Consider the following 25,283-nt stretch of genomic DNA (forward strand, 5'->3'; position numbering starts at 1 on the left):
TGCTGTTCCTTGTTATCTGTGTGCAAGTGTCAGAACCCGGCGACTATGCCGCAAAGCCTTTGTGACTGTCCAGTTCTATGCAATAGCCAGCACGATAGCCGATGTTTGCGCGAAATATGTGACCGGCTGATTAAATCCGGTCATTTGCCTTCGCAACACGTTCGGCGAAGTCCTTGGCATTGATCTCGCCGATCACTCGCACATCGGCACGTTCAACCCCGTCCTTGCCGAAAAACATCAAGGCCGGAGGGCCGAACAGTTTGTATCGGTCGAGCAGGGCGCGTTGTTCGGCATTGCTGGCGGTGATATCGAAACGAACCAGTCGATAACCTTGCAGGCGTTCCATGACGTTGGCGTCGTTGAGCACTTCGCGTTCGATGACTTTGCAGCTGATGCACCAGTCGGCATACCAGTCGAGCAGCAGGGGAGTGCCGGAGGATTTGGCGTCGGCGAGCGTGCGATCCAGTTCTGCGGGCGTACTGATTGTTTGCCAGCCATCGGTGAGCTGCGGTTGGCTGCTACTGGCCGCGACGGGCGTTCGAGCGAGGGGGTTCAACAGGTCGCCCTGGCCGCTGAAGGCGCCGTACCAGCAGGCCATGGCATAAAACAGCAGAAACAGGCCGAGCAGTTGTGCCAGGCGTTTTCGAGGGGGTTTGTAGACGAACTCCAGCGCGCCAAGAAACAGGCCGACCCCGGCCCACAGCAAGCCCACCAGGACCAGCGTCATCGGCCCGGGGATCACGCGGCTCAGCAGGCCAATGGCAGTACCCAGCAGCAGGACACCGATGATGTTTTTGACCATGACCATCCACGGGCCGCTTTTCGGCAGCAGGGCGGCGCCACCGGTCGCCACCAGGATCAGCGGCAGGCCCATGCCCAGGCCGAGTACAAACAGTTTCAGTGCGCCCCCCAGTGCATCGCCACTGGCGCTGATGTACAGCAAGGCACCGGCCAATGGCGCAGACACGCAAGGCGAAACGATCAGGCTCGATACCGTCCCGAGTACTGCCGCGCCCCACAGCGAACCGCCTTGAGTGCGGCCGGCAATGCGATGCAGGTGATTGTTGATGAACTGCGGCAGTTTCAGTTCGAAGATGCCGAACATCGCCAGCGCAAATATGGCAAAAAACGTTGCGAACGGCACCAGCACCCAGGCCGATTGCAGCCGTGCCTGGAGATTGAGCTGCGCACCGAACATGCCCATCAAGGCGCCGAGCAGGGCAAAGCAGACGGCCATTGGCAGCACATAGGCCAGCGACAGATTGAAACCCCGCAGCCCGCCGACCTGATCGCGCAACACCACGCCGGAAAGGATCGGCAACATCGGCAGCACGCACGGCGTGAAGGTCAAGCCCAGGCCGGCGAGGAAGAACAGGGCGAGTTCGCGCCAGCTCCAGTTTTGCACCGTTGCCTGCGTGCCAATGCCATCAATGCTCAATCGCTCGGTTTCTGGCGGATAGCACAGGCCTTTATCGGCGCACCCCTGATAAGTCACGGCCAGGGTGAAAGCGCGCGGATCGGTGCGCGGCAGCTCGACCTCGATAATTCCGTGATAGACCTCGACATCGCCGAAGAACTCGTCGTGCTTCTGCTCGCCCTTGGGCAGTTGTGCAGCGCCCAGGCTTATCTCGGCTGGATCAGCGTGAAACTGGAAACGATGGCGATAGAGGTAATACCCCTCGGTGGCGACGAGTCGCAGCTTGATCGATTGCGCTGTGCTGTCTACCAGGCTCAGCTGAAAGGCTTCGCGCACCGGCAGGAAGTCGGCGCTGTTGTTGATCGAGCCCAGGGTGGAACTGGGCCTTGTGTCCAGCAACCCGGCGGCGGTGGCCGGCAGGGCGAGCACTAAAAGCAGCAGGCAGAGCAAGCGGCGCATGACAATCTCGCGTATCGGAATTGGGGGCATGATAGCGGACGGCGAGCCAGCGTGCAGGGCGGGGCGTTCGGTGGTGGTTGTGCCGACGCCATCGCGAGCAAGCTCGCTCCCACAGGGGAATGCATATCCCTGTGGGAGCGAGCTTGCTCGCGATGGCGGTCTGTCAGACCCGGAAGGCCTGAACGGCCGTACGCAGCCGCCCGCCCAGCACCAACAGGTTCTCCCCTTGCTCGCGCCCTTCACCAATGCGCAGCAAGTTATCCCCGCCCAATTGGTGAATTCGCTCACTGTGGTTGCGAATCTCGCTGACGGCGCCGCTCTGCTGAGCGGTGACATCGGCGATGCGCTCGGCGGTGTCGGCAATGGTCTGGATGGCCCCGACGATTTTATCCAGTGCACCGTCGGCCGCTTGCGCCTGATTGGCCGTGGCTTCGGCGTGTTCGACCTGGGCGCGCATGCCTTCCACCGATTGGCGCGCGGCGGTTTGCAGGCCGGCAATCAGCGTTTGAATTTCGGCTGTGGCCCCGGCGGTGCGTTGCGCCAGCGAGCGAACCTCTTCAGCCACTACCGCAAACCCGCGACCCAATTCCCCGGCGCGGGCCGCTTCGATGGCGGCGTTCAGGGCCAGCAGGTTGGTCTGGTCGGCAATCGAGCGGATCACCGTCAACACACCGCCGATGGTCGCCGACTCTTCCGCCAGGTGCTCGATCATTTGCGCGTTGCCCTGCACTTCACCCACCAGCGCGTGCAGGCCCGTCAGGCTAAGCCCGATGACTTTTTGCCCATGCTCGACCGCCAGGCCGGCATTGCGACTGGCGTCGGCCGCTTGGCTGGCATCGCCGGCGACTTGTTGAATGGTCGCCTCCAGTTCGCCGAGGGAATCGCGGATCAGCGCCGTGTCGCCGGCCTGATGCTCGGCGCCGCTGTGCAGGTCGCTACTCAAATCGGCCAGGGTTCGGCTGCTGCCAGCGACCTGCTCGGCGTTGAGGCGAATGGTCCCGACCAGGTCCACCAGGTAGGCGCGCAAGCGATTGAGCGACGCTTGAATGTCATGCAGTTCGCGATTGGTATTGCCCAGTTCGATGTCGCGGCTGAAGTCGCCTTCTGCCCAGGTGGACAGCGCCGGCGCCAGGTTCGTCAGGGTTCGGGCCAGGCGTCGTTGCAGGGTGTCGATGAGCAAGGCGATCAACAGGATGAGTCCGATCATCACACCCTGCATCAACCTCACTTCGCTCTGGATCTGCCCGTGCTGGGCGCGGACCACCGGTTCGAGCCCGGCAATGGCTTGCTGCACGGCGGCGATTTTCAAGTGAGTGGCGGCACTGAGGTCAGTACGTTTCTGAATCTGGTCGCGCGTGCGCGCCAGCTCGGCCGGGTAGCGCGTCAGCAAGCTGTTGAGTTCACGCTTGAGGCCGACACCGGCATCTTCGGCGGCGGTTTTTTCGTTGTTTTCCAGGCCCATCATCGACGCGAAATCATCGGTGTTCGATTCGCTTTTGGCGGTGACGCCGAGCAGCGGCAGGGTGCCCAGCAGCTCCGCTTGCGCACGGATGTTGGCCACTTCGCGCTCGACGTCCGCAGCCAGTTCGCTGCGGCCACTGCTGACCAGTTTGTCCCGGGCCAGAGACAGTTTGCCCAAGTGTTGAGCGGCGGCGAGCAGCGGCGTCAGGTAGGCTGCGTCAGCGCTGGCGTATTGGCTGAGCTGGTCGAGGCTGGCGCCCAGTTCGCGTTCGGCTTGCAGCAACAATGCTTGCGGGTCACCCGCGAGTTTGCCGGCGGCCAACAGGTCGGTTTTGCTGAATTCATCCAGGCCCGACAAGCTCGGGCGCAAGGTGTCGGCCAGCGCCGGGGGCAGTTCACCGAGCTCCTTTTGCAAGGCATCAATGGCCTGGCTGGCGCTACTAAGGCGCAGGGCATCGCCACTGCCAAGGTAGTCCTCGATGTTGCGCGCAACTTCATTCTGAAATTGCTGGGACAGGCCGAGGTAACGCTCCATCAAAAGATAGGGGCGCTCCAGGGCCTTTTGCGACCACCACAGTGTGGCGCCAAGGGCCACGCACACGGCGACTAAAAGGAGGGTGTTGAGATTGGTCAGCAACTTCAGGCGCATAGCAGGTCTACCAGCGGCAGAATGGTAAGCGCCTGAATTTATTGCGTTTGTGTTACAGGGTTATGACCGAATCGGTAGATTCCGATGAAAAAGTGGCACTTTGCTGTGACGTTCGCGCCGCCTGGACACGGTTGCGTCCGGCGTCCTTGGCGCGGTACAGCGCCTCGTCTGCCTGGCTGGCCATCATCAGGCTGTCGGAGTGTTCGCACAGCTCCACCACGCCCGCGCTGAACGTGCACCACAGATCCTGTGGTTGGGCCGGGTAGTGGATTTCGGCAAAGCGCTGACGAATTTCATCCAACACTGTGTAAGCGGATTCGAGATCGGTGTCCGGCATGACGATCGCAAACTCTTCACCGCCGTAACGGCCGATGAAATCAGTCTTGCGCAACCGTTGCTTGAGGAACAGCGCCAGGCTTTTGATCACCCGGTCGCCCATGGGGTGGCCGTGGCTGTCGTTGACTCGCTTGAAGTGGTCGATGTCGAGCATCGCAAAGCTCAACGGCTTGCTCTCGCGGCGAGAGCGGAAGCTGCAGTCTTCGAGCAATTGCAAAATGTGCGTGTGGTTGTACAAGCCGGTCAGGCTGTCGCGGACCATTCGGGCTTTCAGATTGCGCGCCCGTGCTGCGCGGTTGCGTACAGTGGTGATCAGGTGGCGCGGCTTGATCGGTTTGGTCAGGAAGTCATCGCCGCCTTCGCTCATGGCATCGAGCTGCTTGTCCAGATCGTCTTCGGCCGACAGGTAAATGATCGGGACGCTGACGTAACGGTCGTTGTGTCGGATCACCTTGGCCAGCTCGGTACCGGTGCAGGTCGGCATGTACATGTCGAGGATGATCAGGTCAGGCTGGAAGTCCGACAGTTCGGCCATGGCCTGAATCGGATCAATCAGTGTGCGTGTGACGATCCCGGCGCTGTTCAACAGGCGTTCGGTGTGCAGGGCCTGGGCGCGCGAATCGTCGATGATCAGCACTTTATAAGGTTCGTACTGGGCGACGCAGGTCAGGACTTCGATTTTCTCCAGTAGGCTCGAAGCCTCCAGCGTGCCGGTGAGAAACTCCTGGCCACCGGCGCGCACGGCGGCGAGGCGGGTCGGGGTGTCGGTTTCGTGCAGGCTGAAGAACAACAGCGGCAGCCGATGATCGAGACCTTCCTGGGCTTCGGCCGCCAGTTTCAGGCCAATGCCGGGGCCACTGAAGTCCACGTCCATGACGATCGCCGCCGGCAAGCGCTCGACCATCGAGGAGCGAAACGCTGCAACGCTGTCCAGGGACTGGGCGCTGAGTCCGAAAAATTCCAGTTGCTTGGCCAGGCGCTCGGCGCGGTCGTGATCCTGCAGCATTACGTAGATGGGCTTGCGCAAGGGCGGCAGGAAGGTTTGTTCGAACTGATCGCCATGGCGCAGGCCGGTGCGCGACAGACGCTGCATCAAGCGATTGAGGTCGGTGATCAGACCGCTGCTCAGGCGTCCGCGATTGGCGTCGACAGCTTCCAGCGACTGGCCGATATGGCGCGCCAGTTGAGTGTGTTCCGGTTGTTCGAAGCGCTCGGCAAAGCGCAGCAGGCGAAGGTTGGCTTCGCTCAGTTCCGACAGGTCGGTAATGGACCACTCGCTGCGTTGCAGGCGCTGCCAGATCTCAAGAATTTGACGTGCCTGATGAATTACCCGCTGGGCAAAGTGGTGCTTGAGGCGCTCACGGCTGGGGTCTTCTGGCTCGGTCATATCCTGACTACTAGTTAGGGTAAATGCTGAGATCGACTGGTGGCTCTATGCTAGCACCTCTTTCCAATTGGATGAGTGTCGTACGTCAATAATCTGTATTGCGACGTCATTCAGTTTGTGACCGGTCAGTCGGATCGGCTCATGTAGCAGCCTGCGTTCGGCTGCGCAGCAGTCGTGAAATCAGTCGATGTGGTGTTTCAGAAAGACCTCGCACTCAAGGTTTACGACTGCTGCGCAGCCGAACGCAGGCTTCGCCAGCTGCTACAAGGTATGTGCTTCCTTTATAGTGGCGCCTCGACGATGCAATCCTGGCTCACCGCAGCGCGCCGATTAATACGCGGCAAAACGAGGCACGATGGCGTAGGGTTGTGGTCGAACCGATGAACTCAAGTGATTGAAAGGATATCGCCATGCTGGACTGGAAGAACCGCGCGGGCAGCGCGCCTGAACGTGCCGCTGAACCGAAGTCGGCCACCCGCAGTTATTTCGGCGGCCTGCTGTTCAGCCGGGCGCTGGCCACGCTGGTCGGTCTTTACCTGCTGGTTACCATTGCGCTGGGTTGGTATTGGAGCGAGGAGCCTGCACTGTTCCCGGTTCAGCAAACGGCCCAGGTTGCCGCCGAGAAAGAAGGCAAGCAGATGGTGGTCGGCTACACCACGGTGGAAACCCTCAAGACCGTCGCCGGTACGTTGCTGACCAAGCCGGGTGGCTATATTTCCAACGACCGTTTCCCGCCGGGCCTGTGGATGGACAACATGCCAAGCTGGGAATATGGCGTGCTGGTCCAGGTTCGCGACCTGAGCCGTGCACTGCGTAAAGACTTCGCCCGTTCCCAGTCGCAATCGGCCGAAGACGCCGACCTGGCCAAGGCCGAACCTCGTTTCAACTTCGACAACAAGAGCTGGGTGCTGCCTTCCAGTGAGTCCGAGTATCAGGAAGGCATCAATTCCCTGAGCCGCTATCAGGCGCGTTTGTCCGATCCTAACCAGAAAAGCGCACTGTTCTATGCCCGCGCCGACAACCTGAACAACTGGCTCGGTGACGTCGGTACCCGCCTGGGTTCGCTGTCGCAACGCCTGTCGGCCAGCGTTGGCCGGGTCAAACTCAACACTTCGTTGAAAACCGAAGTCCTCGCGCCAGGGCAAGTGCCACAGGTTGACGAAGAAATCGTCGAAACCCCGTGGATGCAGATCGACAACGTGTTCTACGAAGCTCGCGGCCAGGCCTGGGCGCTCTCGCACTTGTTGCGCGCCATCGAAGTCGACTTCGCCGACGTATTGGCCAAGAAAAACGCCACGGTCAGCGTGCGCCAGATCATTCGGGAGCTGGAGGCGTCGCAAGAGCCGGTCTGGAGCCCGATGATCCTCAATGGCAGCGGCTTCGGCGTGCTGGCCAACCACTCGCTGGTCATGGCCAATTACATCTCCCGGGCCAACGCCGCCGTGATCGATTTGCGTCAATTGCTCAATCAGGGCTGAGTCATGGTCGATAGTTCAAAAGAGGCCGCCCATCGCGCGGCCTCGGATGCCGAACAGATCGCCTGGGTCGACGAGCAGGACAACCTGCTCGGCGCCCTGGTCCGGTCAGACTTGCGCGAGCGCGGGCTGATCGGGCGCGGTACCTACATCATGCTGTTCAATTCGGCGGGTGAACTTTGCGTGCACCGCCGAACCTTGAGCAAAGCCATTTATCCGGGGTATTGGGATGTGGCGGCAGGGGGCATGGTGCTCGCCAGCGAAACCTACGCCGAGTCGGCCGCCCGCGAACTCGAAGAAGAACTGGGTGTCAGTGGCGTGGAGCTGACTGCCCACGATCACTTCTTCTTTGAGGACACCGGTAACCGCCTCTGGTGTTCGGCGTTTTCGGCGGTGTGGGACGGTCCGTTGATCCTGCAGCCGGAAGAGGTGCTTGAAGCGCGCTTTATCCCCATCGATCAGGTGATGCTGGAAATCGAGCAAAAGCCTTATTGCCCGGACTCTTTGGCGGCGTTGAAGCGCTATTTGAAGGCTCAGCAAAGCGACGTCGCAAACAAGGCATAAATTGGCGCTGATTGGCTCTTAGCAAGTCGGCTTTTTGCCGTTACACTGCGCGACCTTTTGTAAGAGCAGAGCTTGCTCGCGAAGGACGAGTGAGCGACACGTGCTGTCTGATGCCGCGCGTTATCGTTGACGTGCATCGCGAGCAAGCTCTGCTCCTATAAGTCTGTACCGTTTCAGTAGCGCTGCCCCTGCCTGAGTGGGGCTTCGCGGTCGATAGCACTTCCCAAGTGCTGCGACCAGTCTTTGTCCTCCCAAGAGGATTGCCGGTGGCCAAAAAAGCCGCATCCTTCGCCGCCCTTGGTGGCTTGGTATTTTCCACCGACGCAGGTCGTCATTGCCCGGAATGCAGTAAACCGGTGGACGCCTGCATCTGCAAACAGACCGTTATCCCGGCCGGCGACGGCATCGCTCGCGTGCGTCGCGAAAGCAAGGGCCGTGGCGGCAAGACGGTGACGACCATCACCGGCGTGCCGTTGGCCGAAGACGCGCTCAAGGAGCTGGCCACCACGTTGAAGAAACGTTGCGGGACCGGCGGGGCGTTGAAAGACGGGATCATCGAAATCCAGGGCGATCATGTCGAGCTACTCTTGGGCGAACTGATCAAACTCGGTTTCAAAGCGAAGAAGTCCGGCGGCTAGCAGCCTCTGTGAAAACCACCCTCGGCTTGATCCGGTCCTGACACCAGGCCTGGCGTCGTCTACATGGTTTTCACAGAGCCTGTTCTGACTGGTTTCTAAACTCAAACCTGAATGTGCGGTCTATCGCCCTTGCATGCAGGCTAATCGTCATTTTCATTCTTTAGACTGCGCCGGCCTGAACCCAGGCGACGCTCTATGACTTCTTTATAGGGGACTTCAATGTCCGTACGACGCACACGCAAAGACGATGGCAGCCAATGGACAGTTGCGGACAGCCGCAGTGTTTACGGGATTCGCCATTGGGGGGCCGGGTATTTCGCGATCAATGACGCCGGTCGCGTCGAAGTTCGTCCGAACGGTCCGACCAGTTCGCCTATTGATCTGTTCGAGCAAGTCGACCAACTGCGCCAAAGCGGTTTGTCCTTGCCATTGCTGGTGCGTTTCCCGGATATCCTGCAAGACCGCGTGCGTCAGCTGACTGGCGCCTTCGATGCGAATATCGAGCGTCTGGAATACCAGAGCAAGTACACCGCGCTGTACCCGATCAAGGTGAACCAGCAAGAAGCGGTCATCGAAAACATCATCGCCACCCAGGACGTCTCCATCGGTCTGGAAGCCGGCTCCAAGCCAGAGTTGCTGGCCGTGCTGGCGCTGGCGCCGAAGGGCGGCACCATCGTCTGCAATGGCTACAAGGACCGCGAGTTCATTCGTCTGGCGCTGATGGGCCAGAAACTGGGTCACAACGTCTTTATCGTGATCGAGAAAGAATCCGAAGTCGGCCTGGTGATCGAAGAAGCGGCATCGCTCAAGGTCAAGCCTCAGGTCGGCCTGCGCGTTCGCCTGTCGTCCCTGGCCTCGTCCAAGTGGGCTGACACCGGTGGCGAGAAATCCAAATTCGGTCTGTCGGCGGCGCAATTGCTGTCGGTGGTCGAGCGTTTCCGCGCGGCGGGCCTGGATCAGGGCATTCGCCTGCTGCACTTCCACATGGGCTCGCAGATCGCCAACCTGGCGGACTACCAGCACGGTTTCAAGGAAGCGATTCGTTACTACGGCGAACTGCGCAACCTTGGCCTGCCGGTGGATCACATCGACGTTGGCGGCGGCTTGGGCGTGGACTACGACGGTACGCACTCGCGTAACGCCAGTTCGATCAACTACGACATGGACGATTACGCCGGTGTCGTGGTCGGGATGCTCAAGGAATTCTGCGACGCGCAGAGCCTGCCGCACCCGAACATTTTCTCCGAAAGCGGCCGTTCCCTGACCGCGCACCACGCCATGCTGGTGGTGCAAGTGACCGACGTCGAGAAACACAACGATGACGTGCCGAAGATCGACAACAAGGAAGAACTGCCGGAAACCGTGCAGTGGCTGGTTGATCTGCTGGGTCCGACCGACATCGAGATGGTCACCGAAACCTACTGGCGCGCCACGCACTACATGAGCGACGTGGCCACCCAGTACGCCGATGGCAAGCTGACCCTGGCGCAAAAAGCCCTGGCCGAGCAGTGCTACTTCGCCGTGTGCCGTCGCCTGCACAACTCGTTGAAGGCGCGTCAGCGTTCGCACCGTCAGGTGCTCGACGAACTCAACGACAAACTGGCCGACAAGTACATCTGCAACTTCTCGGTGTTCCAGAGCCTGCCGGACACCTGGGCCATCGGCCAGGTCCTGCCGATCCTGCCGCTGCACCGTCTCGACGAAGAGCCGCTGCGCCGCGCCGTGCTGCAAGACCTGACCTGCGACTCCGACGGCAAGATCAAGCAATACGTCGACGAGCAGAGCATCGAAACCAGCCTGCCGGTGCATGCGCTGAACGACGGTGAAGACTACCTGCTGGGTATCTTCCTGGTCGGCGCTTACCAGGAAATCCTGGGTGACATGCACAACCTGTTCGGTGACACCGACTCGGTGAACATTTACCAGAACGCCGATGGCAGCGTGTACCACGCCGGTATCGAAACCCATGACACCATCGAAGACATGCTGCGTTACGTGCACTTGTCGCCGGAAGAGTTGATGACCCACTACCGCGACAAGTGCGCCAGTGCCCGCATCACCGCTGCCGAGCGCACCCAGTTCCTCGACGCTCTGCGCCTGGGCCTGACCCGTTCGTCTTACCTGTCTTCGTAAGGTAAGGCACTGCTCTCATCGGGTTGTCTGAAAATGTTCCGCATGCTGCGGAAATTTCAGATGACCTGGTGCGACGCTTCTTTTTTCTTAAGCGAAATGACTCACAACCACATCTATCCACGTGATGTGGTCTTCTTTTCGCGTAGGTCATTTCCTAAGTTGTACTTCGCCTCTCTACTCGGCCATGTCTCTCGGCGAGAATCCCCGGCCGCCCCTCCTGTAGAGAATCGCCGATGTTCGATCCAGTCAACGAGCCGCCATTTCGTCTGGATGTAGAGGGTCTGCCAGATCCCTTTGAGGTCTTGGCCTTTACCGGCAGTGAAGCGATCAGCGAGCCCTTTGAGTTCAATGTCGATCTGTTGGTCGATGATCCGGCTTTGGACTTGGCCAGCCTGATGTATCGCCCGGTTTTTTTGCATTTCGGACCTGCGGGGAACGGGATTCACGGGCAGTTGCATGAACTGGTCCAGGGTGGACATGACGCCACCGCCAGGCATTGTCGTGTGCGTCTGCGGCCGAAACTGGCCTGCCTGGCCCAGCGGTTCAGCCAGCGTATGTTCAGTAACCGTTCGGTACCACAGATCCTCGCTCAGGTGCTCAAGGAGCATGGCATTGCCGGCACGGATCGGCGTTTTGAGGTGAGTGGCGATTACCCCCCGCGTGATTTCTGTACGCAGTATCAGGAATCAGACCTGCAATTTTTCCAGCGGCTGTGCGCGCAGGAGCGCCTGCATTACCACTTCGAGCATCACAGGCGCGGTCACTGCCTGGTCATTAGAGACGGGGCAGGGCGCGTTCGGTGTGACGCAACGATGGCCTTTACGCCCGACACCGGACACTCGGGTGTGCATCAGTTCACCCTTCACGACCGAACACAGGCCAGCGATGGTCATTCGAACCTCGCGACGCTGCGCAGCGGCCAGCGTGTCCGGCTGTCCGGCCACCCGTATGCCGACGGGAGTCGTCTCTGGTGGCTGACCCATGTCGAGCATCACGCGGGACAAGCCCCTGCGTTGACGTATGGCAACCAAATCCGTGCGGTGGCCGCAGAGTTGTCTCCTATACCGCAGAGTTCGGCCGTTGGCCCCAGGATGCATGGCCTGCAACGGGCCTGGGTGGTCGAGGTCGATGAGCCGCAACCCGAAGCGTCCAGACCCGTTGCCGTGCAATTTGACTGGCTCTATCAGGGCGAAGGCGCGGCCCCCAGCCACTGCTGGTTGTCGATTTCACCTGAATTGAGCTATGCGCCCGTCAAGTCGTTGACTGAGGGCGTGGAAGTGCTCGTGAGCTTTATCGAAGGCGATCCGGATCAACCGTTGATTACCGGATTTCTCCCCGGTCCTTCCGCCGCCCCGGTCCCGGCCGAGCGACAACCCACTGCGGTGGTCGATGACGCCGTGTCGGCCGATGGATTGTTGCGTTTGTTGCGGTCCAGTGAACCGTTGGTGTTGCTGTGCCTGTTGCCCGGCGGGGGCAGTTTTCTTCATTGCACGCAAACCCTTTGCACGTGCCGGGCCGCGACACAGCTTGGCCGGAGCGGTGCGGCATGATTGCCGTCCAGGCTCCCGACGTCACCCCGCAATGGCTGTTGCTCGATGTGCCGGGCGAGCCCGGGGCCGCAGAGGCGCTGCGGGAGCAGTTTGCCCAGGTCCGGCAGTTCTGGCTGTTCAACCACTGCGAATGGCAGCCGTTGAGGGAGCACGGCCCGGTGTTGATCGACCTCAAGGGACACTCGGCACTGACCGAACGTTGTCAGCGTGAACCCCACCTCTGGAACGGGTTGTGGCTGGCCAGTGACGCGTCACCGTCGCAGTTGCTCGAACATTTGCAACGCATGCTCACCGTCACCGTTGGCCTGCATCACCGCGCCTTGCTGAGCTACTACAACCCCCAGACGGCCAGCTATTTTTTCGATGCGTGCGATGCCCGGGAGTTGAGTCGCTGGCTCGGTCCGATCAGCCGGTTACGCTGGTTCGGTGGAACCTGGGCTGATCGGGCAATTGGCTGTCAGGGCTGGCAGCAGTTGTTCAATCCGGGGCTTGCCGTCGAGCCGCTGGGCATAGAGGAAGCCCTCAGTGCACGTCAGCGTGACTCATTGCAAACCTGCCTGCTGGAACAGCACGCCTGGCGCTGGAGCCAATCCACCGGGAGCGATTACACCGACCTGTGGTCCCAACTGCTGGAGGGGTTGGCGCTGGGTTTCAGCGAGCGGCCGGTGCTCGATGGATGGTTATGGTTACGCTTGCAATACCCCGGCGCTGTACCTGAACTGCCGCTGCCGGGGATCACTCAGCAGGAACGTCTCGATAGACTGCGCAATCTGTGGCAGGGCGATCAACCCTGAAGCCCCGGCCCCTATCATCCGGTGAACCAGCCATCGTTCTTGCGCAAGTACCAGGCAAAAGTACCCAGGGTCAGGCTGCGTAATAACATGAACAGCAAAAAGGTGATCCACAGCCCATGGTTGCCCAAGCCTTGCAGGGCCCAGGCGAAGGGCAGCAGCAGGATCACGGTCAACAGCATGCCGTTGCGCATTTCCCGGGCGCGAGTGGCGCCAATGAACAGCCCGTCGAGCAAGTAACTCCACACCGCGATCAACGGCAGCGCGGCGAGGTAGGGCAGGTAGATGAAGGCGGTGTCACGCACACTCTGAATGTCGGTCTGCATCTGGATAAACAAATGCCCGGCGAATGCAAACAGCACGGCAAAGCCCAGGCTCGCCAGCAATGACCAACCGCAGGCGACCACCAATGAACGCCGCAATGCCTCTCGATCACGCGCCCCGATGGCGTGCCCGCACAGGGCTTCAACGGCATGCGCCAAACCGTCCAGTGCGTGCGCCGTCAGCAGCAAGCCGTTAAGCAGCAGCGCGTTTGCGGCAACGGTGGCATCGCCGAGGCGAGCACCCTGTACGGTGATCAGGAAAAACACCGATTGCAGCGCCAGGCTACGGATGAAAATGTCGCGATTGACCGCCAGCAATGGCCGCCAACTCTGCCACAGCGCCAGCGCGGCCCAAACGATGTGACCGGGGTAGGCACGCAAGGCTTTGCGCGTCAGCAGCAGGCCGATCAGCGCACCGGTCCATTCGGCAATCACCGAGGCCCGCGCCGCACCGACCACCCCCCATTCCAGACCGAGGACAAACCACAGGTTCAGTGCGATGTTCACCAGGTTGGTGCTCAGCAAAATCGCCAGCGGTGCCCGGGCATTCTGGGTGCCCAGGAACCAGCCCACCAAGGCATAACTGGCCAGTGCCGCCGGCAGGCCGAACAAACGTGTGTGGAAAAATTCGCGGGTCAGTTGATTCAGTTCTGCCGACGGCTGCATGAAGTGCAGCGCGACGCCGCTCAAAGGAACGCCCGCAGCACCCAGCACAATCGACAGGCCCAAGGCCAACAACAGGCCTTGCAGCAAAATCTGCCGCAAAGCCGCACCATCCCCGCGTCCGGCGGCCTGCGCCGCGAAGCCGGTTGAGCCCATGCGCAGAAAACCCATGGCCCAGGCCAGGAAGGTATACAAGCTGGACCCGACCGCGACGGCGCCCAGCTGATGAGCGTGGGGCAGGTGGCCGATGACCGTACTGTCGACCAATGCCACCAGCGGTACGGAAATATTCGACAGGATCATCGGCGCAGCCAGCGCCCAGACCCGACGATGGGTCGGGCGGTCGCGCCAGTCGGTAATCAGGTTGGACATGCAGGCTCCTTGGCGAAGCCGGCATTGTAGCGACAGTTGGTGATGATCGTTCCCTCGCTCTGCGTGGGAACGATCAGCAACAGGTGGGGTTAGTGAATGATCCAGCTCAACAACCAAAGCCCCAGCAGTAACCAGATAATCCCCATGATGACCGACGCATTCATAAACGCCCGAATCGCCGACCACAACAACATCAACCCCACAATCAGCGCCACGATGCTGATGATCGACGTATCCATCCCAAGCGTGCGGGACAAGCCCTCGACAAAGTTTGCGCCGGCGTGGCTCAACAGATTGAACAAGCCACTGAGGCCGTCAACGATAAAGCGGATGACCGAACCGAGCGCCTGGCCAAGCCAGTCGAAAAAACCTTCTACCTGCATGTCGTTAACGTCCTGATGAAAGTGGTTGAGCCTTGGGCCATTGATCGCGGTGGCGAGTTCCCTGCAAGCATAGTGGTTTTGCGGCGCTTGCCGCTTGCCTTCACGCAGCATCCCCCCGAAGCTATACGCCTTCAGGAGAGCCCGATGAACCTTGTTGAACTGACCGAACGCCTGCACGCCATCCGTGACCGCAACGACTGGCGGCCATTTCACAGCCCGAAAAACCTGGCCATGGCCGCCAGTGTGGAAATGTCCGAGCTGGTGGAGATTTTCCAGTGGTTGACCGAAGACCAGTCACGTCAGTTGCCGGCCGACAAACTCGCCCATGCCGGGCAGGAAGTCGGCGATATCGTGCTCTATCTATTGCTGCTGTGCAGCGAGTTGGGACTGGACATGAATGAAGTCGTGCGCAGCAAACTCGCAGACAGCGAAAAGAGGTTCAGCTGATGAGCGATCGTCATTTCGATCAACTGGCGACCCGCTTCGCCGAAAAAATCTACGGCGGGGCCAAAGGCGCGATCCGCCTGGCGGTGCTTCAGGCCGACCTGGCCGAAACCCTGCCGGACCGACCATTGCGCGTACTCGACATCGGCGCCGGTCTGGGCCACATGTCGTTGTGGCTGGCCGAGCGCGGCCATGACGTCACCCTGGCCGAGCCCGCCGAGCCGATGCTCGAAGGGGCGCGCCAGCGCTTTGCCGAGGCCGGGCAGAGCGCAACGTTCATTCAGGCGCCGTGGCAGGATCTGCTCGGTCAGCTCACCGAACCCTACGACCTGGTGCTGTGCCATGCCGTGCTCGAATGGCTGGCGGAGCCTCACGCGATTCTGCCGGTGCTGCATCAATTGACCAAGCCCGGTGGCTGGTTGTCCCTGGCCTTCTATAACCGCGATGCGCTGATTTACCGCAACCTGCTCAAGGGCCACTTTCGCAAGATGCGCAAGAACGACATGGCCGGCGAGAAGCAGAGCCTGACCCCGCAACAGCCCCTTGATCCACGCGAACTGGCGGCGCAACTTGAAGGCCTGTGGCAGGTCGAAACCCAGAGTGGAGTGCGGGTTTTTCACGACTATATGCCTGTGGAATTCCAGGCCCGCGCCGAGCTGGTGGACTTGCTCGAAATGGAACTGGCCCATCGACGTCACCCAAGCTTTGCCGGGCTTGGGCGCTATTTGCACTGGATCTGTCGACCGGTCTGATCGGAGCACGAAATGAAAAGTCGTTCAGGGTTGCTGGTGATCTGTCTCGGGCTGGCGGCCTGTCAGGGCAGCAATCCGTATGTGGCATCGTCCAACCCTATCCCGCCGGCGCCACCCGGCGCGGCCAACACCTTCGATCGCAGCGCCTACCCCGCGCCACCCCGTGACTACGGGCGTTATCGCAGCTGGGCCTGGCTCGATGGTCAACTGCCGCCGGGTACCACTTGGGCTGACTCGGCGCAGGTGGCCGAAGTGGTCAGCAATGCCCTGGATCAGCGCGGCCTGCGACCGTTGCACGATAACCGTCCAGCCGACCTGTTTGTCAGCGCCAACTTGCACCTGGAAACCCGCTTGCGTCAGGTTCAGGACGACTACGGTTATTACGGCGGCGGTTATGGCGGGTACAACCACTACGGTAACGGTTACGGGATGTACGGCAGCGTGCCGATCATCCGTACCTATCAGGAACAAGTCTTGGTGGTGCAGGTAGACATGTTCGATGCGGGCACCGGTCAACCGGTGTGGAGTGCCAGCGCCGAAACCGGCCATAACGGTAGCCAGAGCGAGCAAGCCGATGCCCTGCGAAAGGCTGTAGAAAAGGCAATGTCGGCGTATCCTCCTAGTTAGCTTCTGTAGATAAGAAGCATTTCGCAGAGTTATGCCTTCAACCGGAGAACCATCATGTTCCGCCGTCTCGTTGTACTGGCTATGGCCGCGCTGCTCAGTGCCTGCGCCGCCAACCAGGTCAATCATGACTTTGACGCCAGCCGTGATTTTGCCGCCTACCGCAGTTGGAGCTGGAAAGAACCCGCTCTGCAGTACCGTCCCGATGATCCGCGGATCAAGAGTGATCTGACCGAGCAACGCATCCGCCAATCCGTTGCCGATCAACTGGACCAGCGAGGCTTGCGTCCGGCCGCTGCCGGCACCAAGGGTGACTTGAGTGTGCAGACTTACTTGATCGTCGAAGAGCGCCAGCAACAAGTGACCACCAATTATGGCGGCGGTTATGGCAACCCCTGGAACGGTTACTGGGGCGCGCCGATGTACAACGAAACCCGCAACGTCAGCTACAAAGTGGCGACCATCCAGATCGATCTGCTCGACGGCAAGGACGGCAAACTGGTGTGGCGTGGCAGTGACGAGCAACTGCTCAGCGGCTCGCCGAACCCGACCGATCGCAGCAATGCGATTCATGAAACCGTCGTACGCATCCTGGCCAACTACCCACCCAAATTGACCCACTGACACTGCATGGGATGTCTGATGTTAACTGGCGAGTTGCCAGTCAATAAAAAACCGCTGACGTGAACGCATCAGCGGTTTTTTTTCGACTCCGGTTTTTGCGTTGCCAAACCATCAGGCCACCGGCCGCCAATGCCCGACCATGTGCTCAAGATCCCCGGCACCGACCAGCTGAAAATCACCACTGCTCCCCGCCACGCTCGCCAGCAATGTCACTTCACTGGGCAAGCGCACCGGTTTGCGAAACTGCACGGCAATCTCGATATTCGCCGTCGGCAGGTGATCGGCCAGCGCCGCCAAGGTACATGCCTTGTTCCACAACCCGTGGGCGATCGCCGCGGGAAAACCAAACATCCTGGCGCTGACGGCACTCAGGTGAATCGGGTTGTAATCGCCGGACACCTTGGCGTACTGGCGACCAATGTCGGCGGGCGCTTGCCAGCGGCTCACTTCGATCATCTCCAGGCGTGTGGCCAAAACGTCTTCGATCGGCTCACCGTCAAGTGTGACGCCCCGGCACAGCATCTGGCTCTGCGCTTCCCAGAGCGGCCCCAATTGATCGTCCAGCGAGGTCACCAGGTCGAACGTCGCACCCTTGGCATGCGGTTGCAGATTCTGCACCTGCACGCTGACGCGTACACGACTCACCCCGCCCAAGGGACGCAAGACGCGAATGCGGTTGCTCAGGTGAATCAACCCCAACAGGGGGAACGGGAATTCCCTGGCGGTGAGCAATTGCATCTGCAAGGCAAACGCGAGGATGTGCGGATAGGTCGGCGGCAGCAACCCGTTGTCGGCAAACCCGCAGACCTTGCGATAAGCCGCCAGGCGTTTGTGGTCGACCTCGACCCAACAGTGCAAGCCCGTGGGGGGCAACGTGGTGCCGGTAATCTTGCGTCGCGTCGCCGCTCGCACGTACAACGCTGGCAGGCTCGGTTCACGGTTGAGCGTGTGCCAATCGGTCATCATCACTAGGCCCCCAAAACACTTTGTCCACAGACCCGCAGTGCTTGCCCGGTAAACGCCCCCGTCCCCGGTTGCGCCAACCATGCCACGGCTTCGGCGACGTCCTGCGGCAAGCCGCCCTGGCCGAGTGAACTCATGCGTCGGCCGGCTTCGCGCAAGCCGAATGGAATGTGCGCGGTCATTTGCGTTTCAATAAATCCTGGCGCCACGGCATTGATGCTGATGCCGCGTTGACCCAGCAACGGCGCCCAGGCTTGAGCCAGGCCGATCAGCCCGGCTTTGCTGGCAGCGTAATTGGTTTGCCCGCGATTGCCGGCGATGCCACTGATGGAGGCTAGCAAAATCACGCGACCGTTGTCGTGCAGGGTGGCGCTGTCGAGCAGGGCCTTGGTCAGCACCTGCGGCGCATTGAGGTTGACGGCCAACACCGCGTCCCAGAATTCCGGCGTCATGTTGGCCAGGGTTTTGTCCCGGGTGATACCGGCGTTGTGCACCACGATGTCGACCCCGTCGGGCAAGTGTTCGATCAACTGCGCGGCAGCGTCTTCGGCGCAAATATCCAGGGTGATGCTGCGCCCGGCAAGCCGTGCGGCGAGCGCCTCGAGATCGGTTTTGGCCGGTGGTACGTCCAGCAGAATCACCTCGGCGCCATCACGGGCCAGGGTTTCGGCGATGGACGCGCCGATGCCGCGCGCCGCGCCGGTCACCAACGCCTTGCGCCCTGCCAGCGGCCGCGTCCAGTCCTGAACGGGCGTGTCGCAGGCTTTCAACCGAATCACTTGCCCGGACACAAACGCGCTTTTGGGCGAAAGGAAAAACCGCAACGGACCTTCCAGTTGTTCCTCGGCGCCTTCACCGACATAGATCAACTGCAACGTGCCACCGCTGCGCAGTTCCTTGGCCAGAGAACGGCTGAACCCTTCCAGGGCACGCTGGGCGCTGGCGGCAAACGGGTCGCTCAAGGTCTCTGGCGCGCGCCCCAGAATGACCAGGTGCGCGCTGTGGTCGAGGTTTTTCATCAAGGGCTGGAAGAACTCGCGCAACTGTTTGAGTTGATCGGTCTGCACCAGATGACTGGCGTCGAAGACCACCGCTTTGAGTTTCGGGCCGTGACCGGGAATCCACGCGGTGGCCAGCGAGGGCTCGGTGCCGTAGCTGTAAATCGCGTCGGTCAGGCGATTGGCGAGCGCGCCGACTTTCTCCGCCAGCGGACCACCGCCGATCAACAACGCCCCTTCGACCGGCCGCAATCGGCCGGCCTGCCAGCGCTCCAGGCGTACCGGCGACGGCAGACCCAAGGCCCCGACCAGGCGATGGCCGATGGACGAATTGGCGAAGTCGATATAACGGTCAGACATGGAACGTGCTCCGGCGGCTGGGGTTCAAAGTGTGGACCACGATTGGCAATCAGTCGTTCGATCCACGAGATAAGGCCTACGCTTGAACATTGCAGAGTAGTTGAACCTGGGTTCTGCAGGACTTGCGGGGGAATGCAGAGCCTGTGGGTTCAGGTTTGATGTTCGAATATTTCACAAGGAGCTTTTCATGACTCAGCTGCGCCGCGTCGCGATTATCGGCGGTAACCGAATTCCTTTCGCTCGCTCCAACGGGGCGTATGCCACTGCCAGTAACCAGGCGATGCTCACCGCAGCGCTCGAAGGCTTGATCGAACGCTTCAACCTGCACGGCCTGCGCTTGGGCGAAGTGGTCGCGGGGGCCGTGCTCAAACTGTCGCGGGATATGAACCTGACCCGCGAGTGCGTGCTCGGTTCGCGGCTGTCGCCGGAAACGCCGGCCTACGACATCCAGCAAGCGTGCGGCACCGGGCTGGAAGCGGCGTTGCTGGTGGCGAACAAGATCGCCCTGGGGCAGATCGATTGCGGCATTGCCGGCGGCGTCGATACCACCTCGGATGCGCCAATCAGTGTCAGTGAAGGCCTGCGCCGGATCCTGCTGCAAGCCAATCGCGCCAAGACCACCGCCGACAAACTGAAAACATTCCTGCAATTACGGCCCCGGCATCTCATTCCCGAGTTCCCGCGCAATGGCGAACCCCGCACCGGTTTGTCCATGGGGCAACATTGCGAGCTGATGGCGCAGACCTGGAACATCCCCCGCGAAGAACAGGATCAACTGGCGCTGCAAAGCCACCGCAACCTGACCGCCGCCTACGCCGAGGGCTGGCACAACGACCTGATGACGCCGTTCCTCGGTCTGACCCGCGACAACAACTTGCGTCTGGACCTGACCCTGGAACAACTCGCCAAGCTGAAACCGGCCTTCGAGAAAAGCGCCAAGGGCACGATGACCGCCGGCAACTCGACGCCACTCACCGACGGTGCCTCGCTGGTGCTGTTGGGCAGTGAAGAATGGGCCAGGGCGCGTGGCTTGCCGATCCTTGCTTATCTGCGTGATGGGGAAGCAGCGGCGGTGGATTTCGTCAACGGTGCCGAAGGCCTGTTGATGGCGCCGTTGTACGCGGTGCCACGTTTGCTGGCGCGCAATGGCCTGACCTTGCAAGACTTCGATTACTACGAAATCCACGAAGCCTTCGCCGCACAGGTGCTCTGCACGCTGAAGGCCTGGGAAGATCCGCAATATTGCAAAACCCGCTTGGGGCTTGATGCGCCGTTGGGCTCCATCGACCGCAGCCGCCTCAACGTCAAAGGCAGTTCACTGGCGGCCGGGCATCCGTTTGCAGCCACCGGCGGGCGTATCGTCGCCAATCTGGCGAAGTTGCTGGACGCGGCCGGTAAGGGCCGAGGCCTGATCTCGATCTGTGCGGCTGGCGGTCAAGGCGTCACCGCGATTATCGAGCGCTGAAGAACTCCTACAGGGAATCTCGGCATCAAATAGATTTGTAGGGATCTGCTACTTGGCCTAACGTCGGCTCCATCAGCCCTCTTGCGATATAAGGCTAGTTGATGCCGACTAACGGACAAATTTCCCTCGAACGGACGATACCGACGCTGACGGCTCTGCCCCGTCCGCTGTTTGCCCGGGTAGAAAGCCTGAATGCCGGTTCATGGACGCCGCCGCATCGTCACGATTGGGTGCAGTTTTCCTACGCGATCAGTGGCGTGCTCGGGGTGCATACCGCCGAGGGCAGTTTTTTTGCGCCGCCGCAGTGGGGCATCTGGATTCCGGCGGACCTTGAGCATCAAGTCGTTACCTCGATGCGCGCTGAAATGCGCAGTTTGTATGTGCGCCGCAAGGATTGTGCGTGGGCGGATGGACGTTGCCGGGTGCTGGAAGTCACGCCGCTGGCGCGGGAACTGATCAAGAGTTTTTGCCTGCTGGCGGTGGAGTATCCACAGGGCGACAGCCAGGAAGCGCGGCTGGTGAGCGTGTTGCTCGATCAGTTGGCGAGTTTGCCCGAGGTGGGGTTTTCCCTGCCGTTGCCCCGGCATGAACGGTTGCTGGGATTGTGCAACGAACTGATTGAAAGCCCTGAGCAAAACGTGACATTGCAGGCCTGGGCGGAGCGCTTGGGCCTGTCGGAAAAAACCCTGATGCGCCTGTTTCAGCGCGAGACCGGGTTGAGCTTTCGCGGCTGGCGACAGCGGATGCGACTGCTGTCGTCATTGAGTCTGCTGGAGGAGGGCGACAGCGTGACCAACACCGCGCTGGCATGTGGGTATGACTCGACTTCGGCGTTCATTGCCGCCTTCAAAAGCCTGTTCGGGTTTACCCCCGGCGAACTCTTCAAGCGGTAACACCACATGACCCTGTGGGAGCGGGCTTGCCCGCGATGAGGCCATGTCAGTCAACATTGATGTTGAATGTCAGTCAGCTATCGCGAGCAGGCTCACTCCTAGTGATGTGCGGTGTTTCGGGGATCAGGTTCTGAACCGTCGAACCAACCCGTCCAGCTCATTCGAAAGCCCGGCCAGGCTCTGCGAATCCAGGCGCGCGGAGTTCGCCAGTTCCGCGACCAATTGCGCATCCCCATGAATCTGGCTGATGTGGCGGTTGATGTCTTCGGCCACGTGATGCTGTTCTTCGGCCGCCGTCGCAATCTGCGTGTTCATGTCACGGATCACGTCCACCGACTCGCGAATCTGCCCGAAGCTGTTACGCGCTTCGCCGATTCGGCTCACCGACTGTTGCGACACTTCCAGGCTGGCGTGCATCTGTTGGGTCACCTGGCTGGTGCGCTTGGCGAGGTTGCCGAGCAGCCCGTCGATTTCCGCCGTGGAGTCCGCCGTGCGTTTGGCCAGCGCCCGTACTTCGTCAGCCACGACCGCGAACCCGCGACCTTGCTCGCCGGCCCGTGCCGCTTCGATGGCCGCGTTCAGCGCCAGCAGGTTGGTCTGCTCGGCGATCGAGCGAATGGTCCCCAGGATCGACTGGATATCGTTGCTGTCGCGTTCCAGCTGTTGCATCGATTGCGCCGACTGTTCGATTTCCTGGCTCAAGCGATCAACGCTGCTCACCGCCGCATCAATCTGCTGCTGACCTTCACGGGCCTGACGCTGGCCACTGTCGGCCGACTCCGCCGCCTGGCTGCAGGAGCGCGCGACTTCGTTGGCGGTGGCGACCATTTCGTGGAACGCCGTGGACACCATGTCTACGGCTTCACGCTGGCGTCCGGCGGCTTCGGCCATGTCGCTGGAAACTTGGGTCGAGCTTTTGGAGGTGGCGAGAATTTTCGTCGCCGCGCCGCCGATGCTTTGAATCAGGTTGCGGATCGCCGTCAAAAACTGGTTGAACCAACTGGCCAGTTGCGCGGTTTCGTCGCTGCCACGGATTTCCAGGTTTTTGGTCAGGTCGCCTTCGCCTTGGGCGATGCCTTCCAGACCGCTGGCCACGCTGCGGATCGGGCGCACGATAACGCTGGCGAAGCTGGCACCGAGGATGGCGAAGAACACGGCCAGCACGGCGGCGATGATTGCGATCAGCCAGGTCAGTTGGGTGGCCGAGCTCATCACGTCGTTTTGCTTGATCAGGCCGATGAAGGTCCAGCCCAGTTGCTCCGACGGCCAGACGTTGGCCATGTAGCGTTCGCCGTTCAGCTCGACTTCCACCAGGCCTTTGCCGGCCTTGGCCAGTTGCGCGTAACCCTCGCCGAGGCTGCTCAGTGGCTTGAAGTTGTGTTCTGGTTGTTTCGGGTCCACCAGGACCATGCCGGTGTTTTCCAGCAGCATCAGGTAGCCGGTTTCACCCAGCTTGATCTGCTTGACGATTTCGGTGAGCTGCTTGAGCGTCACGTCGATGCTGACCACGCCGCCGTTAGTGCCCAACTTGTTGTCGATGGTACGCACGGTACTGACGTAAGTCGCGTCGTCCTGTGCCCAGTAATAGGCCTCGGTGCGAAACGGCTTGCCCGGTTTGGCCTGGGCCGCTTTGTACCACGGACGCTGGCGTGGATCGTAGTTGTTCAACTTCGCATCGTCCGGCCAGGACACATAACCGCCGGCCGCAGTGCCGAGAATGGCATAGGCGTAGGACGGATGGCTGTTGCCCAGGTCCTGGAGGAGGCTGAAGACTTTTTTGTCTGCTTCACCCTGGGGAATGCTCTCGGCGTTGGCGCTCATGTAGGTCTTGAGGCTGTCGTCGGAGTCCTTGATCAGGGGCTGTTTGGCTAGGTAGTCGACGTTCTGGCTGATGCCGTCGAAAAACAATTGCATGGCGTTGCTGACCTGACGAATCTCACGGCCACTGCCATCGACAAAACTGTCCTTGGCATCACTGCGCAAGTTCATCACAACCAGGGTGGCGACCAGCACCACGGGCACGCAGGCGATGATTGCAAACGCCCAGGTCAACTTCTGTTTGATGTTCATCCGCGCTCCAGATTTTCTTGTAGGCCCACGCAGTGCAGATGACTCGCGGAATATTGGTAGCCGAAAACGTTGTTGGTGTACTTCGGTCCCTGAAGCGTCGTCGTTTTTCTATCAGAACGATTGTCGGACAAATTCCTTTGTCCTGAGGACTTCGGCTGCTGATGGGAGAAATTGAGTCCATATTGGAAAAATCCTACGCAGGGGTTTGCGCAAGATGTCAGCTTCTGTCGCAAATGCCTTCAAATCCCTTCGCCAACAAAGTTCGCTGGCTCAGCTATGATCTCGGCCGGTCATTGACGACCGGCGATGGATGAGCGATTAATCCGGCACATTGTGTGCTTCACGACGTTCATAGGTCGGCAACCCCTCCCCCGAACGGGTGGATTGCCGTATAACGAATGACTTTCGCGTGTTTGGTAATAAAGGACCCACAATAAAAGCTGATGAAGACTCCAAAACGCATTGAACCCCTGATCGAGGACGGTCTGGTCGACGAGGTGCTGCGCCCACTCATGAGTGGTAAAGAAGCAGCTGTTTATGTGGTGCGCTGCGGCAACGAGTTACGTTGCGCGAAGGTCTACAAGGAGGCGAATAAACGCAGTTTCCGTCAGGCGGCCGAGTACCAGGAAGGCCGCAAGGTGCGCAACAGCCGTCAGGCTCGGGCGATGGCCAAGGGCTCCAAGTTCGGCAAGAAAGAAACCGAAGATGCCTGGCAGAACGCCGAAGTGGCGGCCCTGTTCCGACTGGCCGGTGCCGGTGTACGGGTGCCCAAGCCGTATGACTTCCTCGAAGGCGTACTGCTCATGGAACTGGTGGCCGATGAATACGGTGATGCCGCGCCGCGTCTGAACGATGTGGTGCTGGAGCCGGACCAGGCCCGTGAATATCACGCGTTCCTGATTTCGCAGATCGTGCTGATGCTGTGTACCGGTCTGGTGCACGGTGACCTGTCGGAGTTCAATGTGCTGTTGACCCCGGACGGCCCGGTCATCATCGACCTGCCTCAGGCGGTGGACGCTGCGGGTAACAACCATGCGTTCAACATGCTGGAGCGGGATGTTGGCAACATGGCGTCCTACTTCGGACGTTTTGCGCCGGAGTTGAAAAAGACCAAGTACGCCAAGGAAATGTGGGCGTTGTACGAAGCTGGCACCTTGCACCCGGCCAGTGTCCTGACCGGCGAGTTCGACGAGCCGGAAGAACTGGCCGACGTGGGCGGGATCATGCGCGAAATCGAGGCCGCACGGCTGGACGAAGAGCGCAAGCAAGCGATCCGTGCTGCTGACGATGCGCCACCGAGTAAAGCCGAAGAACCGCCTCCGCCCTGGATGCAGTGATGCGCTAAACAAAAACCCGGCTTCGGCCGGGTTTTTTGTGGGTGCCATTTGTTGTAACCGCGTCGCCTCAATCGCGGGCAAGCCACGCTCCCACAAGTTTAGTGTCGGTCCCGAACGCCATGGTCGACACAAAACCTGTGGGAGCGTGGCTT

The 25,283-nt window shown here is 60.6% G+C and carries 21 protein-coding genes and 1 pseudogene; 13 read left to right on the forward strand and 9 right to left on the reverse strand.

Annotated elements, in window-relative coordinates; genetic code table 11:
- Positions 1-130 precede the first annotated feature (130 nt).
- The 3 genes from BMS17_RS29225 to BMS17_RS29235 all read right to left on the reverse strand — a co-directional run bounded on the left by BMS17_RS29225 (position 131) and on the right by BMS17_RS29235 (position 5,709).
- The gene (locus tag BMS17_RS29225; RefSeq protein ID WP_046032991.1) at positions 131-1,876 is read right to left on the reverse strand and encodes a protein-disulfide reductase DsbD; all 1,746 of its coding nucleotides are present in this window, start codon (positions 1,874-1,876) and stop codon (positions 131-133) included.
- A 163-nt stretch (positions 1,877-2,039) separates the two neighbouring features.
- Positions 2,040-3,986 carry a methyl-accepting chemotaxis protein gene (locus tag BMS17_RS29230; protein ID WP_046032990.1) on the reverse strand — a complete coding sequence of 649 codons (1,947 nt, stop codon included), beginning with the start codon at positions 3,984-3,986 and terminating at the stop codon, positions 2,040-2,042.
- Positions 3,987-4,038: 52 nt separating this feature from the next.
- Positions 4,039-5,709 carry a PleD family two-component system response regulator gene (locus BMS17_RS29235; RefSeq protein WP_046032989.1) on the reverse strand — a complete coding sequence of 557 codons (1,671 nt, stop codon included), beginning with the start codon at positions 5,707-5,709 and terminating at the stop codon, positions 4,039-4,041.
- Positions 5,710-6,119: 410 nt separating this feature from the next.
- Between BMS17_RS29235 and BMS17_RS29240 the strand changes: the two genes are divergently transcribed.
- The 6 genes from BMS17_RS29240 to BMS17_RS29265 all read left to right on the forward strand — a co-directional run bounded on the left by BMS17_RS29240 (position 6,120) and on the right by BMS17_RS29265 (position 12,863).
- Positions 6,120-7,187, forward strand: a complete 1,068-nt coding sequence (locus BMS17_RS29240; RefSeq protein ID WP_077432417.1) for a DUF2333 family protein — start codon at positions 6,120-6,122, stop codon at positions 7,185-7,187.
- Positions 7,188-7,190: 3 nt separating this feature from the next.
- A complete protein-coding gene (locus tag BMS17_RS29245) occupies positions 7,191-7,748 on the forward strand; it encodes an NUDIX hydrolase (RefSeq protein WP_077432418.1) in 558 nt (185 codons plus the stop codon).
- Positions 7,749-8,014: 266 nt separating this feature from the next.
- Entirely contained in the window at positions 8,015-8,386 is a 372-nt protein-coding gene (locus tag BMS17_RS29250) for a translation initiation factor Sui1 (RefSeq protein ID WP_046032986.1), read from the forward strand.
- A gap of 219 nt (positions 8,387-8,605) precedes the next feature.
- Positions 8,606-10,519 (forward strand): arginine decarboxylase, encoded by a 1,914-nt coding sequence (gene speA, locus BMS17_RS29255; RefSeq protein ID WP_077432419.1) that lies wholly within the window; start codon positions 8,606-8,608, stop codon positions 10,517-10,519.
- 233 nt (positions 10,520-10,752) lie between these two features.
- Entirely contained in the window at positions 10,753-12,069 is a 1,317-nt protein-coding gene (locus BMS17_RS29260; RefSeq protein WP_077432420.1) for a type VI secretion system Vgr family protein, read from the forward strand.
- A complete protein-coding gene (locus BMS17_RS29265) occupies positions 12,066-12,863 on the forward strand; it encodes a DUF4123 domain-containing protein (protein ID WP_077432421.1) in 798 nt (265 codons plus the stop codon). The genes BMS17_RS29260 and BMS17_RS29265 overlap by 4 nt, the downstream gene beginning before the upstream one ends.
- Before the next feature lie 14 nt (positions 12,864-12,877).
- Here the strand turns inward: BMS17_RS29265 and BMS17_RS29270 are convergent, their stop codons facing one another.
- The gene (locus BMS17_RS29270) at positions 12,878-14,218 is read right to left on the reverse strand and encodes an MATE family efflux transporter (protein WP_077432422.1); all 1,341 of its coding nucleotides are present in this window, start codon (positions 14,216-14,218) and stop codon (positions 12,878-12,880) included.
- An 89-nt stretch (positions 14,219-14,307) separates the two neighbouring features.
- Positions 14,308-14,601, reverse strand: coding sequence for a hypothetical protein (locus BMS17_RS29275; RefSeq protein WP_077432444.1), 294 nt, complete (start codon positions 14,599-14,601; stop codon positions 14,308-14,310).
- Positions 14,602-14,745: 144 nt separating this feature from the next.
- On the opposite strand from BMS17_RS29275, the gene BMS17_RS29280 reads away from it, so the two are divergent.
- The 4 genes from BMS17_RS29280 to BMS17_RS29295 are packed head-to-tail and all read left to right on the forward strand — an operon-like array spanning position 14,746 to position 17,045.
- Positions 14,746-15,048 (forward strand): MazG-like family protein, encoded by a 303-nt coding sequence (locus BMS17_RS29280; protein WP_046032981.1) that lies wholly within the window; start codon positions 14,746-14,748, stop codon positions 15,046-15,048.
- Positions 15,048-15,797, forward strand: coding sequence for a methyltransferase domain-containing protein (locus BMS17_RS29285; RefSeq protein ID WP_046032980.1), 750 nt, complete (start codon positions 15,048-15,050; stop codon positions 15,795-15,797). Before BMS17_RS29280 ends, BMS17_RS29285 begins: the two co-directional genes overlap by 1 nt.
- A 12-nt stretch (positions 15,798-15,809) precedes the next feature.
- The gene (locus BMS17_RS29290; protein WP_046032979.1) at positions 15,810-16,424 is read left to right on the forward strand and encodes a DUF4136 domain-containing protein; all 615 of its coding nucleotides are present in this window, start codon (positions 15,810-15,812) and stop codon (positions 16,422-16,424) included.
- A 54-nt stretch (positions 16,425-16,478) separates the two neighbouring features.
- Positions 16,479-17,045, forward strand: coding sequence for a DUF4136 domain-containing protein (locus BMS17_RS29295; protein WP_046032978.1), 567 nt, complete (start codon positions 16,479-16,481; stop codon positions 17,043-17,045).
- 111 nt (positions 17,046-17,156) lie between these two features.
- On the opposite strand, the gene BMS17_RS29300 is transcribed toward BMS17_RS29295, so the two are convergent.
- Both BMS17_RS29300 and BMS17_RS29305 read right to left on the reverse strand, forming a co-directional pair.
- Positions 17,157-18,011 carry a MaoC/PaaZ C-terminal domain-containing protein gene (locus BMS17_RS29300; protein WP_077432423.1) on the reverse strand — a complete coding sequence of 285 codons (855 nt, stop codon included), beginning with the start codon at positions 18,009-18,011 and terminating at the stop codon, positions 17,157-17,159.
- 2 nt (positions 18,012-18,013) lie between these two features.
- Positions 18,014-19,366 carry a 3-oxoacyl-ACP reductase gene (locus tag BMS17_RS29305; RefSeq protein ID WP_077432424.1) on the reverse strand — a complete coding sequence of 451 codons (1,353 nt, stop codon included), beginning with the start codon at positions 19,364-19,366 and terminating at the stop codon, positions 18,014-18,016.
- A gap of 187 nt (positions 19,367-19,553) precedes the next feature.
- Between BMS17_RS29305 and BMS17_RS29310 the strand changes: the two genes are divergently transcribed.
- Both BMS17_RS29310 and BMS17_RS29315 read left to right on the forward strand, forming a co-directional pair.
- Positions 19,554-20,831 carry an acetyl-CoA C-acetyltransferase gene (locus tag BMS17_RS29310; protein WP_077432425.1) on the forward strand — a complete coding sequence of 426 codons (1,278 nt, stop codon included), beginning with the start codon at positions 19,554-19,556 and terminating at the stop codon, positions 20,829-20,831.
- 101 nt (positions 20,832-20,932) lie between these two features.
- Positions 20,933-21,724: a helix-turn-helix transcriptional regulator gene (locus tag BMS17_RS29315; RefSeq protein ID WP_077432426.1), complete on the forward strand. Its 792-nt coding sequence runs from the start codon at positions 20,933-20,935 to the stop codon at positions 21,722-21,724.
- 123 nt (positions 21,725-21,847) lie between these two features.
- Here the strand turns inward: BMS17_RS29315 and BMS17_RS31170 are convergent, their stop codons facing one another.
- Together BMS17_RS31170 and BMS17_RS31175 are read right to left on the reverse strand one after the other, a co-directional pair.
- Positions 21,848-22,615: a methyl-accepting chemotaxis protein gene (locus BMS17_RS31170; RefSeq protein WP_371916749.1), complete on the reverse strand. Its 768-nt coding sequence runs from the start codon at positions 22,613-22,615 to the stop codon at positions 21,848-21,850.
- A gap of 90 nt (positions 22,616-22,705) precedes the next feature.
- Positions 22,706-23,794 (reverse strand): annotated as a pseudogene (locus tag BMS17_RS31175) (cache domain-containing protein); the annotation flags it as partial.
- Positions 23,795-24,237: 443 nt separating this feature from the next.
- Between BMS17_RS31175 and BMS17_RS29325 the strand changes: the two are divergent.
- Positions 24,238-25,131 carry a PA4780 family RIO1-like protein kinase gene (locus tag BMS17_RS29325; RefSeq protein ID WP_046032972.1) on the forward strand — a complete coding sequence of 298 codons (894 nt, stop codon included), beginning with the start codon at positions 24,238-24,240 and terminating at the stop codon, positions 25,129-25,131.
- The last annotated feature ends 152 nt before the right edge of the window (positions 25,132-25,283 follow it).

The sequence above is a fragment of the Pseudomonas sp. C9 genome (genome assembly GCF_002000165.1).
Taxonomy (GTDB): Bacteria; Pseudomonadota; Gammaproteobacteria; order Pseudomonadales; family Pseudomonadaceae; genus Aquipseudomonas.